Origin of the sequence: Lichenihabitans psoromatis, assembly GCF_004323635.1 — a bacterium.
GTDB lineage: Bacteria > Pseudomonadota > Alphaproteobacteria > Rhizobiales > Beijerinckiaceae > Lichenihabitans > Lichenihabitans psoromatis.
The window spans coordinates 314,071-326,257 of sequence record NZ_CP036515.1; the positions used below are offsets into that span (position 1 = coordinate 314,071).

General features: G+C 63.9%; 13 protein-coding genes. 11 read left to right on the top strand and 2 right to left on the bottom strand.

Annotation, left to right across the window (positions count from 1 at the left end):
- Positions 1–24: 24 nt before the first annotated feature.
- Both EY713_RS01535 and EY713_RS01540 read left to right on the top strand, forming a co-directional pair.
- On the top strand, positions 25–930 hold the full coding sequence (locus EY713_RS01535; RefSeq protein WP_165490992.1) for a hypothetical protein: 906 nt from the start codon (positions 25–27) through the stop codon (positions 928–930).
- A 76-nt stretch (positions 931–1,006) separates the two neighbouring features.
- Positions 1,007–1,312 carry a hypothetical protein gene (locus EY713_RS01540; RefSeq protein ID WP_131113247.1) on the top strand — a complete coding sequence of 102 codons (306 nt, stop codon included), beginning with the start codon at positions 1,007–1,009 and terminating at the stop codon, positions 1,310–1,312.
- Positions 1,313–1,348: 36 nt separating this feature from the next.
- Here the strand turns inward: EY713_RS01540 and leuB are convergent, their stop codons facing one another.
- Positions 1,349–2,464: a 3-isopropylmalate dehydrogenase gene (leuB, locus tag EY713_RS01545; RefSeq protein WP_131113248.1), complete on the bottom strand. Its 1,116-nt coding sequence runs from the start codon at positions 2,462–2,464 to the stop codon at positions 1,349–1,351.
- A gap of 177 nt (positions 2,465–2,641) precedes the next feature.
- On the opposite strand from leuB, the gene EY713_RS01550 reads away from it, so the two are divergent.
- Both EY713_RS01550 and rcdA read left to right on the top strand, forming a co-directional pair.
- Positions 2,642–3,652 carry an NAD(P)H-quinone oxidoreductase gene (locus tag EY713_RS01550; protein ID WP_245572850.1) on the top strand — a complete coding sequence of 337 codons (1,011 nt, stop codon included), beginning with the start codon at positions 2,642–2,644 and terminating at the stop codon, positions 3,650–3,652.
- 280 nt (positions 3,653–3,932) lie between these two features.
- Positions 3,933–4,469, top strand: coding sequence for a protease adaptor protein RcdA (gene rcdA, locus EY713_RS01555; protein WP_131113249.1), 537 nt, complete (start codon positions 3,933–3,935; stop codon positions 4,467–4,469).
- A 74-nt stretch (positions 4,470–4,543) separates the two neighbouring features.
- On the opposite strand, the gene rpmE is transcribed toward rcdA, so the two are convergent.
- A complete protein-coding gene (gene rpmE, locus EY713_RS01560; protein WP_131113250.1) occupies positions 4,544–4,774 on the bottom strand; it encodes a 50S ribosomal protein L31 in 231 nt (76 codons plus the stop codon).
- Positions 4,775–5,043: 269 nt separating this feature from the next.
- Between rpmE and EY713_RS01565 the strand changes: the two genes are divergently transcribed.
- The 7 genes from EY713_RS01565 (at position 5,044) to EY713_RS01595 (ending at position 12,144) form a co-directional block, all read left to right on the top strand.
- A complete protein-coding gene (locus tag EY713_RS01565; RefSeq protein WP_131113251.1) occupies positions 5,044–6,852 on the top strand; it encodes an ABC transporter transmembrane domain-containing protein in 1,809 nt (602 codons plus the stop codon).
- A 96-nt stretch (positions 6,853–6,948) separates the two neighbouring features.
- Positions 6,949–7,620: a thiamine phosphate synthase gene (locus EY713_RS01570; RefSeq protein WP_131113252.1), complete on the top strand. Its 672-nt coding sequence runs from the start codon at positions 6,949–6,951 to the stop codon at positions 7,618–7,620.
- On the top strand, positions 7,617–8,723 hold the full coding sequence (locus EY713_RS01575) for a tetratricopeptide repeat protein (RefSeq protein WP_131113253.1): 1,107 nt from the start codon (positions 7,617–7,619) through the stop codon (positions 8,721–8,723). Before EY713_RS01570 ends, EY713_RS01575 begins: the two co-directional genes overlap by 4 nt.
- 61 nt (positions 8,724–8,784) lie before the next feature.
- Entirely contained in the window at positions 8,785–9,579 is a 795-nt protein-coding gene (locus EY713_RS01580) for an inositol monophosphatase family protein (protein ID WP_131113254.1), read from the top strand.
- Between the two features lie 89 nt (positions 9,580–9,668).
- The gene (locus EY713_RS01585; RefSeq protein ID WP_131113255.1) at positions 9,669–10,637 is read left to right on the top strand and encodes a flagellar motor protein MotA; all 969 of its coding nucleotides are present in this window, start codon (positions 9,669–9,671) and stop codon (positions 10,635–10,637) included.
- Positions 10,637–11,665, top strand: a complete 1,029-nt coding sequence (locus EY713_RS01590; protein WP_131113256.1) for a peptidoglycan -binding protein — start codon at positions 10,637–10,639, stop codon at positions 11,663–11,665. Before EY713_RS01585 ends, EY713_RS01590 begins: the two co-directional genes overlap by 1 nt.
- 32 nt (positions 11,666–11,697) lie before the next feature.
- Positions 11,698–12,144 (top strand): GNAT family N-acetyltransferase, encoded by a 447-nt coding sequence (locus EY713_RS01595; RefSeq protein ID WP_131113257.1) that lies wholly within the window; start codon positions 11,698–11,700, stop codon positions 12,142–12,144.
- Positions 12,145–12,187 lie beyond the last annotated feature (43 nt).

Consider the following 12,187-nt stretch of genomic DNA (forward strand, 5'->3'; position numbering starts at 1 on the left):
ATCCGGTGGGACCTGATGACGTCGATGAGGATCGAGACAGACATGTTGGACGGCTCGTTCGGGAGCCTCGGACGACCTGTGCGTCGGCGATCGCGCCTGCCTCTGGCGTGGCTGCTTGTCTTCTTCGCAACATTGCTCGGGCTTGTGAGTCTGGCGGCGCTTCCGTCGTTGAACGCCAGCGCCCGCGGCGTCGAGCCGGAACCCGCGCAAGCGGCCGCGATCCCGGCGTCGAACCCCGATGTCACGGCCGCGATCCCCAACGCGAGTCGAAGCTGGGTCGAGGTCAACCGGCCGATCCCGCTGTTCGAACTGGCCGGATCCGACTTTGCGAAGCTACCGGTGGTTTATGCGGCGCGGCGCAAGCCGGCCGGCACGGGGCGGCAGGATATGCTTCGCTTCGGCAGCTTCGGCGGCGAGGGGCCCTATCTCGATCTCTCGATCACGCGATTGGACGGCACGGCCGATGCGGCTCCGGGCTTGTTCGTCGACATGGCGCGGCTGGCGGCCAGCAGCAATCTCGCGGTCGTCCGAAGCGGCCTTGCGACCACGATGCCGACACGGTTCGGCGATGTCTCGGCCGCCGACCTCAGCGTGGCGCGCGGCACGACGATCGCTCCCTGTCTTGGTTTCCGGCTCGTGCAGGGAGCGGCCGACACCGGTCCGGTCGCGATCCTGGGTTTTGCCTGCGGAACCGACGCCAAACCGATGGACCGACACACGCTCGCTTGCGTCATCGACCGCATCGATCTCATCTCGGCGGGGGATGACGTCGCGCTCCGTGATTTCTTCGTTGCGGCGGAGCAGCGGCGCGGTCAGGAATGCGTGAGCCCTCACCTTCTTGCGGCCGGCTCGATCACGACATGGCTGGACGACAATGCTCCGACACCGCCGCTCAAGCGTCTTTCAGGCGGCGCGAAACGGCGCCGCTGATGGTGCGACGCAACGGAACCAATCAGGCAGTGGCCTGTTGACTTCACGAAAAAGACTTGGATTGGGGAATCTGACGATGCGACTCACATTGAAATTGACTGTAGCCAGCGCAGCTTTGGCGCTCACTTTGGTGTCCGGTGCCGCGATCGCGCAGAGCCGCACGCAGCTTCCCGGCCAGTATTATGATCCGATGAACCAGGCTCCCCCGCTGACGGTTCGCAAGCGCGCGTTCACCGATAGCGGCACGCAGGTGCCGGTTGGGTATGAGAACGATTATATGGTCGAGCAGACGACCCTGAATGAGCCGACCTATTCGTCGTTCCGTCCTGATCAATTCGGGCAGGATGTCCTGCCCGGACGCTTCGGTGGCATCGGCAACTGATCTTTTTCGATCTGTCGTCGGCTTTCTATCAAAAGCTCATCGAGCCGAAAGCTCGTTGAGCTTTCTGACGATTGCGTCCCCCATTTCGGTGGTCGACACCGTCGCCTGTGCCTTGCCCTTGATATCGGCGGTGCGGATTCCGTCGTCGAGAACGGCCGCAATGGCGCGATCGACCAAATCGGCTTCTGTGATGAGGCCGAACGAGTAGCGGAGTGCCATCCCGAACGACGCGATCATCGCGATTGGGTTTGCGATCCCTTTGCCGGCGATGTCGGGAGCCGAGCCATGCACCGGTTCGTAGAGCGCATGGCGCTTGCCGGTCTTCGGGTCGAGGTCTCCCAACGAAGCCGACGGCAACATGCCAAGCGAGCCGGTCAGCATCGAAGCGACATCCGACAACATGTCCCCGAAGAGATTGTCGGTCACGATCACGTCGAACTGCTTCGGCCATCGTACCAACTGCATGCCGAGCGCATCGGCCAGCATGTGGTCGAGCGTCAAGTCGGAAAATTCGCGAGCGTGCAGCGCCTTCATCGTGTCGTGCCAGAGCACGCCCGACTTCATCACATTGCGCTTGTCCGATGAGGTGACACGACCGCCACGCTTGCGGGCCAGGTCGAAGGCGACCCGACCGATCCGCTCGATCTCGTAGGTGTCATAGACCTGCGTATCGATGCCGCGCTTTTGCCCGTTTCCGAGGTCGATGATCTGTTTGGGTTCGCCGAAATAGACGCCGCCCGTCAGTTCCCGCACGATCATGATGTCGAGGCCCTCGACGATCTCGTGTTTAAGCGACGACGCGTCGGCCAGGGCCGGATAGCAAATTGCCGGCCGCAGATTGGCGAAGAGTTGCAGATCTTTGCGAAGCCGCAGCAAGCCGGCCTCGGGGCGAACCTCATAGGGGACGCCATCCCACGCGGGACCGCCCACGGCAGCCAGCAACACCGCATCGGCAGCTTTGGCTAAAGCCATGTCGCTGTCGCTGATGGCCTGACCATGCTGATCGTAGGCACATCCGCCGACCAGACCCTTCTCGATCTCGAAATGCGCAATCCCAACTTGCCCGAACCAAGCCGCGACCTTTTCGACCTCGGCCATCACCTCGGGGCCAATGCCATCGCCGGGAAGCAGCAGGAGACTATGGGTTGCCATCGTGGTCCTCGGAGGGGTTCGGCGACGCCGTCGAAAACGCCAGTGTCGCTCTTTGAAAGGAGCATGGGACAGCCGTGGTCGCCGACCCTGTGATCGACCTCGGTCTAATGACGTCTATAAAGGTTGGCAACATCCCGGCCGCCAACGCGGAAAACGATCGTTCGATGGAGAAACAGCATGCGGCTTCCCACCACCATGACGGCGATCGCGATCAGCGAACCCGGTGGTCCCGAGGCTCTCAAGCCGCAGACCCGCCCGCTGCCGCAGCCGGCGCCCGGCGATCTCGTCATCAAGGTCTTGGCCGCCGGGGTGAACCGCCCCGATCTCATGCAGCGGAGCGGGCAGTATCCGCCACCGCCCGGCGCATCGGATCTTCCGGGCCTCGAGGTGGCCGGCGAGGTCGTCGCGCTCGGCGAGCGCTCGACACGCTTCCGCATCGGGGATCGCGTCTGCGCCCTGACACCCGGCGGCGGCTATGCGGCCTATGCGGCCACCCATGAGGCGACGACGCTGCCGATTCCTGCCGGATTGTCTGTCGAGCAAGCCGCCGCCCTGCCGGAGACGTTTTTCACGGTCTGGGTCAACGTCTTCATGCGATCGCGCTTGAAGCAGGGTGAGACATTGCTGGTTCACGGTGGCACGTCCGGCATCGGCACGACGGCCATCATGCTTGGAAAGGCCTTCGGCGCCACGGTCCTCACGACGGTCGGATCGCGCGAGAAGGCGGATTTCTGTCTACGCCTCGGGGCCGATGTCGCGATCGACTACACGCAACAGGATTTCGTCGAGGAGGTCGGGCGCGCCACCAACCACAAGGGCGCCGACGTGATCCTCGACATGGTGGGCGGAGACTATATCGACAGGAACTATCGCGCGGCGGCCGAGAGTGGCCGCATTGCTCAAATCGCGTTCCAGAAAGGCCCGAAGGCCGAGGTCGATTTCACGCGGCTCCTGATGAAGCGTCTGGTCCATAGCGGCTCGACGCTCCGGCCTCGAACCGTCGCCGAAAAAGGCGAGATCGCGCGGGAACTCGAACAGAAGGTCTGGCCTCTGCTCGCGGCCGGAACTGTCAGCCCTGTGATCGACCGGGTCTTCGCCCTCGCCGACGCGGCAGCGGCGCACCGCTACCTCGATGGCGGGACGCATATGGGAAAGGTCGTGCTCGACGCCAAGTCCCTTCATGATTAACGCTGCATTAACCGTCCGGCGTTAATCTCACCTTGTTCGAATCGATGGGCTGAGAAGCGTGCGCTTTGATCCCTCCCCTGTTCGACGCCTTCCTGTTCAACCTTGAAAGACCGCCTTTGGGCGGTCTCTTTTTTGAGCGTCACCGGTTAAGGTTAACAAGACATAAAGGTTAACCGGTAACGGTTTGGCGTTAGATTTGCGGCATGATTCTGGTTCGGGGCCATCGGTCCCGAACTGGCACATGAGCCGATCGACGGGGGTCGCGGCAAGGAGCGCTTGGATGTCATTGTCGGTCAATCGGGTCGCGGAAGCCGACAACACGATCTCATTCGTCCACATCCTGGCCGGATCCGCTCGCTTTACCGAACTGTTCAGCGAGGGCATGCGCCTCGTCGAAGAGGCGGCCGCCTATCTCGACGGACCGGGTCGGGAGGAGGCGGACCTTCTGTCCAAGCCGCTCTCCAAAGCCTATTCGGCTGAGAGCATGCGCCTGACTACACGGTTGATGCAGGTCGCGTCCTGGCTGCTGATTCGCCGCGCCGTCAGCGCGGGCGAGATGTCACCGATCGTCGCCTCGACCGAGCGGATTAAGGTCCGGGTCTCCGCCCAGGCGATGGTGTCATCGCCCGCCATCTTCGCGCAGCTACCCGGCAACCTCCAGGCGCTGACGACGCGATCGCTCCGCCTCCAAACCCGTATTCTCCATCTCGACCGGATGGTCAACGGCACAGCCGACGACGCCGATCCGCAGATTGCCCGACGGGGGTTGGACCAGCAGTTCGACAAGCTGCGCCTCGTCTACCGCTCGCCGGCCTGACGATCTCGCGACAAAAAAAGCCCCGCACCGGATCCCGGTGCGGGGCTTTTTTCATGGGTCGTTTGTGTCGACCGTTATTTCTTGCCGAACGAAATGCCAGCGAAGCGCGAGTTGAACCGCGAGAGACGGCCGCCGCGGTCCATAAGCTGCTGCGTGCCGCCGGTCCAAGCCGGATGGGTGTTGGGGTCGATGTCGAGGTTCAGCGTGTCGCCATCTGCGCCCATCGTCGAGCGAGTGGAGAATTCGGTTCCATCGGTCATGACGACTTTGATGAAATGGTAGTTCGGGTGGGTATCGGCCTTCATGGTCGGTCCTTACAAAATCGCGAGCGATGGTGGAGGCCGGAAGGCACTCTCTGCTGACTGAGCTTGCGCGTGAAGCGGGCCTATTACCGCACCCTGCTTGAACCTACAAGGCCATACGGTGATTTAAGCGACATGAGCGTGTCGGAGCGCTTGGATCCCCAGCGTTTCCATCGCTCTCGATATTGCTCTAAGGGAAGGCTAGTCCGGCCCATCATCCGTACGCTTCTCGCCTCGATCGGGTCGGTTCGGTTGCTCAGGATAAGGCACAGATGTCCAAAACTGAAAAGCGGTCACGCGCGTCCGCCGCCTCGCTCCGTTCGCTCGTTCCTCTCCTGCCTTATGCCAAGCGATATAAAGGCCGCGCGGCTTTGGCGGTGCTGGCCCTGGCGGCTGCATCGGCCGCCACCCTGACGGTGCCAGAAGCGGTCCGTCGCATGATCGACTTCGGATTTTCTTCCGATAAAGCCGGGCTCATCAACGCCTATTTTCTGGCCCTGCTGGCCGTTGTCGGCGTGCTGGCCCTGGCGTCGGGCAGTCGCTACTACCTCGTCATGACGCTCGGCGAGCGCATCGTCGCCGATCTTCGTACCGCGCTGTTCGGCCATCTCAGCGGTCTCGACGCGCATTTCTACGATACCGCCCAGACCGGTGAGCTCGTCTCGCGCCTCACGGCCGATACGACGCAGCTGAAGGCGACCTTCGGGTCGTCGGCGTCGGTGGCGCTCCGAAACGTGTTCCTCTTCGTCGGCGCCATCATCATGATGGTGATCTCGAGCCCGAAGCTATCGGCGCTCGTGTTGGTGGCGATCCCCCTCATCGTTCTGCCGCTTGTGTTTTCAGGCCGGACGGTCAGCCGCCGCTCGCGTGCCGCGCAGGATCGTCTGGCCGAAGCCACTGCCTTCGCGTCGGAAAATCTCGGTGCGGTTCGGACCATGCAGGCCTTCGGCCAAGAGGCGGCGACCCGCTCGCGCTTCGCTGGCGCCGTGGAAAACAGCTATGACGCGGCCCGCGACGCGACCTTGGCGCGCGGACTGCTGACGACGGTCGCGATCTTTCTGTCGTTCGCCAGCGTCGTGGGTGTGCTGTGGCTTGGCGCGCATGACGTGATGAGCGGCGCCATGACGGCCGGCCTCCTGTCGCAATTCGTGCTCTATGCGGTGTTTGGAGCCGGCGCGCTCGGTGAACTCAGCCAGGTGTGGAGCGAAATCTCGGCAGCCGCCGGTGCGGCCGGCCGGATCGGCGAGTTGCTGGCCATCGCGCCCACCATCAAGGCCCCAGCCGCGCCTTCAGTGCTGCCGCAGCCCGTGCATGGGACTGTGCGGTTCGAAAGGGTCGCGTTCGCCTATCCGACCCGAGCCGCCGACGCGGTCGTGCGCGATGTCGATTTCAGCGTTGCACCCGGCGAGACTGTCGCGATCGTCGGCCCCTCGGGCGCCGGCAAGTCGACGATCTTTCAGCTGTTGATGCGGTTCTACGATCCCACGTCCGGGCGGATCCTGCTTGACGGCGTGCCGATCGACAGCCTCGACCCCAAGGCGCTGCGCGCGCAATTGTCCCTCGTGCCGCAGGATCCGGCGATCTTTTCGGGCACCGTCATGGATAATATCCGCTACGGCCGCGCCGAAGCGACCGACGCCGAGGTGCGCGCCGCCGCCGAACGGGCCGCCGCACATGGCTTCATCACGGCGATGCCGCAAGGCTACGAGACTCTGGTCGGCGAGCGCGGCGTCACCCTCTCGGGCGGCCAACGGCAGCGTCTCGCGATCGCACGCGCCATCCTCAAGGATGCACCCGTACTGCTCTTGGACGAGGCGACATCGGCGCTCGATGCCGAGAACGAGACGTTAGTGCAAGGCGCGCTCGATGATCTGATGGGAACCCGCACCACGATCGTGATCGCGCATCGGCTCGCGACGGTTCGCAAAGCCGATCGCATTCTGGTGATGGATGCGGGCCGCATCGTCGAACATGGAAATCACGCGACGCTGGCGGCACAAAATGGGCTTTATGCCCGGCTCGCGCGGCTGCAATTTGACGTTCAGGACGAACCGCATTCGGCGGCAGCAGCGGCGGAATGAGCCGTCGCGGCAAGGACGGTCGCGGATTCGCCGGAATTGACGGCGAAGACCTTCCGGTTCACAGGTCGGACCCTCACCGCTCGCATTGCCGGACCCATGCCTGAATTTATCGCCCGCCTTTTCCTGATCACGCCCGTGCTGACCGAGGCGCCCAGCTTCGTCGAGCAGTTTGCAGCCGCCCTGTCGTCTGCCGACGTTGCCTGTGTGCTCGTGCGGCACGGCACTCGCGATGATCGCGCCGCCAAAGCGCTGCTGCGGGAACTCGCCTCCGTGGCGCAGCTGCATGGCGCGGCGCTATTGGTCGATAGCGACCCGCGATTGGCCGCGCATGTGGATGCCGATGGCGTCCATATGGACGGTATTGGCGATGACCTCGCCGAAGCGATCGAACGCATGAAGCCGGACCGCATCGTCGGCTGCGGCAGTCTGCAATTGCGGGACGAGGCCATGACGGCCGGCGAGGGCGACATCGACTATGTGATGTTCGGGGAGCCGGACCGCGACGGCGCGCTGCCCACCCAAGCCGAGACGCTGGAACGCGTGCAATGGTGGGCCGAAATCTTCAACGTTCCCTGTGTCGGCTTCGCTCAGACGCTTGCCGATGTCACGCCGCTCGCTGAGGCGGGTGCCGAATTCATCGCGCTCGGTGATGCCGCATGGGGTGACCCGCGCGGAGCGCCGGTGGCGCTGAGCGAAGCGGTCGATGCGATGCGGGCGGTCGCCATGGCGGCCCGCGCGGCCGCCGCTAGCGAGGGCGCCGGCGCTTGAAGGCGATCCTGTCGTCACGGTTCAGCGGTGAGGCCCGGGCCGCCGCTTTGGTGCTCGCCCTGAGCAGCGCCCTCATCGACACGGCTGACGCACAGATCCCGACCCTGGCGCAGGCGCAGCAGATCCCCACTCTGGCGTCACCCACCCCGACCCTTGCGCCACCGATCGGCAACGTTCCGTTGGCGACCGCGCCCCTCCCCTCGGGTATCCCGACCCTGCCGTCGACCGTGTCGCCTGGCGCCGACAGCAATTCGCGCCCCGTGCCTCCAGATGCGGATCTCGCTTTCGGGGCGTTTCAGCGCGGATATTTCGCGACGGCGCTGAGCGAGGCCATGAAGCGACTGAAGCGAAACCCGAAAGATGCGCCCGCGATGGCGTTGATCGGAGAGATTTACGCGCAGGGTCTCGCGGTTAAGCCCGACCTGACCGAAGCCGCCAAATGGGACAAGCTGGCCAGCCAGCTCGGCAATCGTGAAGCGACGTTCTCCTACGGTCTGGCATTGCTGCAGGGCAAAGGCGTGCCGAAGGATAGAGCCGCCGCCAAGGCGATGTTCGAGAAGGCCGCCGCGCAGGGGCACCCCGGCGCACTTTACAATCTTGGCGTCATGGCGGTCGAGGGTGACGGCAAAGTCCGCGACTTCGGGCTCGCGGCGGCCTTTTTCCAGCGGGCCGCCGATGCCGGCGACATCGATGCGTTGGATGCGCTGGCGGCCTTCTTCAAGGCTGGGCGCGGGGTGGCGCAGGATACGTCCAAGGCAGCGGCCTTGCTCAAACAAGCAGCGGACCGGAAACATGCCGGCGCGCAGGTCGAATATGGCATCATGCTGTTCAATGGCGACGGCGTCGAGAAGAACGAGGCGGAAGCCGCGCGATACTTCCTGATGGCCGCCTACCAAGGCAATCCGGTGGCCGAGAACCGCTTGGCACGTCTCTACGCGGCGGGTCGGGGGATCGGCCGCGACCCCATCGAGGCGGGGCGCTGGCACATTCTGGCGCGGGCGGCCGGCATCGGCGACGCTTGGCTCGATAGTCAGTTGACAGCGCTCTCCCCTGGCGACAAAGCCAAGGTCGAGGACTTGGTCCGCAAGCAGCTCGGCCAATAGTCGCGATCCTCGCGCTTCGAAACTTTGCTCACGCGTCCGAGCACGACTCTGGAATGACCCGATGATCCGCTCCGCCCTCATGAACGTGATGACTGCCGCAGCCATCAAGGCGGGGCGCGGCCTCAAACGCGACTTCGGCGAGGTCGAAAACCTGCAGGTTTCTGTGAAGGGACCGGGCGACTTTGTGTCGGCCGCCGACAAGAAGTCGGAACAGACGCTGTTCGAGGAATTATCGAAGGCGCGGCCGGGCTACAGCTTCATCATGGAGGAAGGCGGCATCGTCGAGGGGACCGACAAGAGCCACACGTGGCACATCGATCCGCTGGACGGCACCACGAATTTTCTCCACGGCGTGCCGCTTTTCGCCATTTCGATCGGGCTCGAACGCGAAGGCGTGATCGTGGCCGGGGTGATCTACAATCCGGCCACCGATGACATGTTCATCGCCGAACGTGGCCAGGGCGCCTATCACAACAATCGCCGGATCCGCGTCGCGGCGCGGCGCGACCTCGACGACAGCCTGATCGCCTGCGGCATTCCCCCGCTCGGAGCCGCCGCTGGCCATCCGTTGTTCAAGGTCGAACTCGCGGCAGCGTTGGCGCGGGTCGGCAATCTCCGTCGCCTCGGGGCGGCAGCCCTCGACCTCGCCTATGTGGGGGCGGGCCGGTTCGACGCTTATTGGGAGCGCGGCATCAAGAGCTGGGACATCGCGGCCGGCATCGTGCTGATCCGCGAAGCGGGTGGGTTCGTCAGCGACGCTGACGGCACCGATAAGATGCTGACGAGCCGCAGCATTTGCGCCGGCAATGAAAACATCCACCGCCACCTCCTGACGCTGCTGCGCGACGCGTCCTGAGGGCGTGGTTTTTGCTGATTGATCGGCGAAAATCTGCTACGCACGGAAAAGTGTAGCCCGATGGGGCCGCGGGTCACGGGTAAGCCGGAATGGCGCAAGCAAACCGATCGTTGAGATTGTCGTCCCCGCACGTATTCCTGCTGCGTATGGTGGTGTTTCTGATCCTGGCCGGCTTCGTGGCCTTGATCCTCTATCGCCAGATCGCCACCGCGTTCATGGCCAACCCCGGCCTTAACGGTCTCATTCTCGGCGTCTTGCTGATCGGTATCATTCTTGGGTTGCGTCAAGTCATCCGCTTGATGCCAGAAATCCGTTGGGCCAACGGTCTCGTCGGCGTCGGCAAGCCGGGTTCGAGACCCCCGGTTCTGCTGGCCCCGATGGCGAGCACGTTCGGCGAAGGCGACGGTTTCCGCTCGATCTCGACCCTGACGCTTCGGGCGCTTCTCGATTCAGTCGGCACCCGTCTCGACGAATCGCGGGAGATCGCCCGCTATCTCACCGGCCTGCTCATCTTTCTCGGCCTGCTCGGCACGTTCTGGGGTCTTCTCGAAACGGTCGGGTCGATCTCCGGTGTCATCAAGTCGATGGGCGGCAGCGGCGACGCCGCCGTCATGTTCGACGACCTGAAAAACGGGTTGGCGGCCCCCATCGCCGGCATGAGCGTCTCATTCACCTCCTCCTTGTTTGGCCTGGCGGGATCGCTGATCCTCGGCTTTCTCGATCTCCAAGCCGGGCAAGCGCAAAACAGGTTCTATAACGAACTCGAGGATCTGCTGTCGGCCTCGACCGACAACACCTTCAATTCAGAGACGATCTCGACCGCCATCCCGCCCGACCTTCGGGCCGCGCTCGACAAGATCGCGGCCAGCACCGACCAATCCAATTCCCGGGCCGCCACAGTCGCGATGGCCAATCTCGCCGAGGGCATTCAGGGCCTCGTTCTCCACATGCGCTCCGAGCAGCAGTTGATCCGCGACTGGGTCGAGGCGCAAGCCAGCCGTGATGGCGAGATCCGCAACCTGCTCGAACGCCTGACGACAGAGCGCGAGTTGCGCTGATGGCGCTGGGCCGCGCGCGCCGCGTTCAACGCAGCATTGATTACTGGCCGGGCTTCGTCGATGCGTTGACCACGATGTTGCTGGTCATCATCTTCCTGCTCTCCGTCTTCATGTTGTCGCAATATTTTATGTCACGCGAAGTGACAGGTAAGGATACGGCGCTCACCAAACTGAACCGTCAGATCGAGGAACTGACATCGCTGTTGGCGCTCGAACGGGCCGGCAAGTCGGAGGCGCAGGCGAGCCTCGCCTCTTTGAATGCGACGCTGGAGAGCAGCGACAAGGAGAAAGCTCGCTTGCAGGGCCTGCTCGCCACTACAACGGGGAGCAATGCTGCGGCCGATGGCCGGGTGGCCGCCATTGGACGCGAACTCGATGTTCAAAAGGACGTCGCGTCCCGCGCCCTCGCCCAGATCGATATCCTCAACCAGCAGATTTCGGCGTTGCGTCGCCAGCTCGGCGCGATCGAGGATGCGTTGAACGCCTCGGAAAGCCGCGACAAGGAATCCCAGGCCCGTATCGCCGACCTCGGCTCACGGCTCAATCTGGCGCTCGCCCAAAAGGTGCAGGAGCTCGCACGCTACCGCTCGGATTTCTTTGGCCGCTTGCGCGAGATCCTCGGCGCCCGTCCCGGCATCAAGGTCGTCGGGGATCGATTCGTCTTCGAGTCCGAGGTGCTGTTCGACGTCGGTCAGTCGACCATCAACCCAGACGGCCGCTCCGAACTCGACAAGCTCGCGAGTGCCGTGATCGAGTTGGAACGTGAGATTCCGCCTGAAATTCCGTGGATCATGCGGGTCGATGGGCATACCGACAAACGACCCATCACCTCACCGCAATTCAAAACCAACTGGGACTTGTCGGCCTCTCGCGCCATTTCGGTGGTCGAATATCTCGTCACCAAAGGCGTCGACCCGACGCGGCTGCTGGCTGCAGGCTTCGGCGAGTTCCAACCGATCGATACCGGCGACAGCGACGAAGCACTCCGCCGCAACCGACGGATCGAGTTGAAGATCACAGAGCGGTGAGTCGAGGGCTCGCGGGAGTTCAGATCGCCCCCGTGGCAGATCTGTCGCCCAAGGCGCGTGAAGCGGTGCTGGATCTCTGGGTCGCGGCCTGGACGGATGCCATGCCGTCCATCGATTTTGCGGGCCGCCGACCCTGGTTCGCCACACGGCTCGATGATCATCTGCGCGATGGTGATCTCATGATCACGGCGGACTCCGACCAGGACGGCCTTCTCGGTTTTGCCCTGGTCGCGATCCGGACCGGCTATCTCGATCAGCTTGCGGTGGCCCCCCTCGCTCAGCGGCAAGGGGTCGCGTCGGCGCTCGTCGTCGATGCTCAACGGCGCTGCTCCTGCGGCCTCGACCTCCACGTCAATCAGGATAATGTCGGCGCGGTCGCGTTCTACCAGCGCCACGGCTTCGAGGTTGTCGGCACCGGCGCCAATCCGCGCTCCGGGCTTCCGATCTGGTCGATGGCGTGGCGCCCGCCGTCGACGTGACGAGCCGTCTTGTCGCACCGCTTTTGGCAGCGCTTGCGGCTAT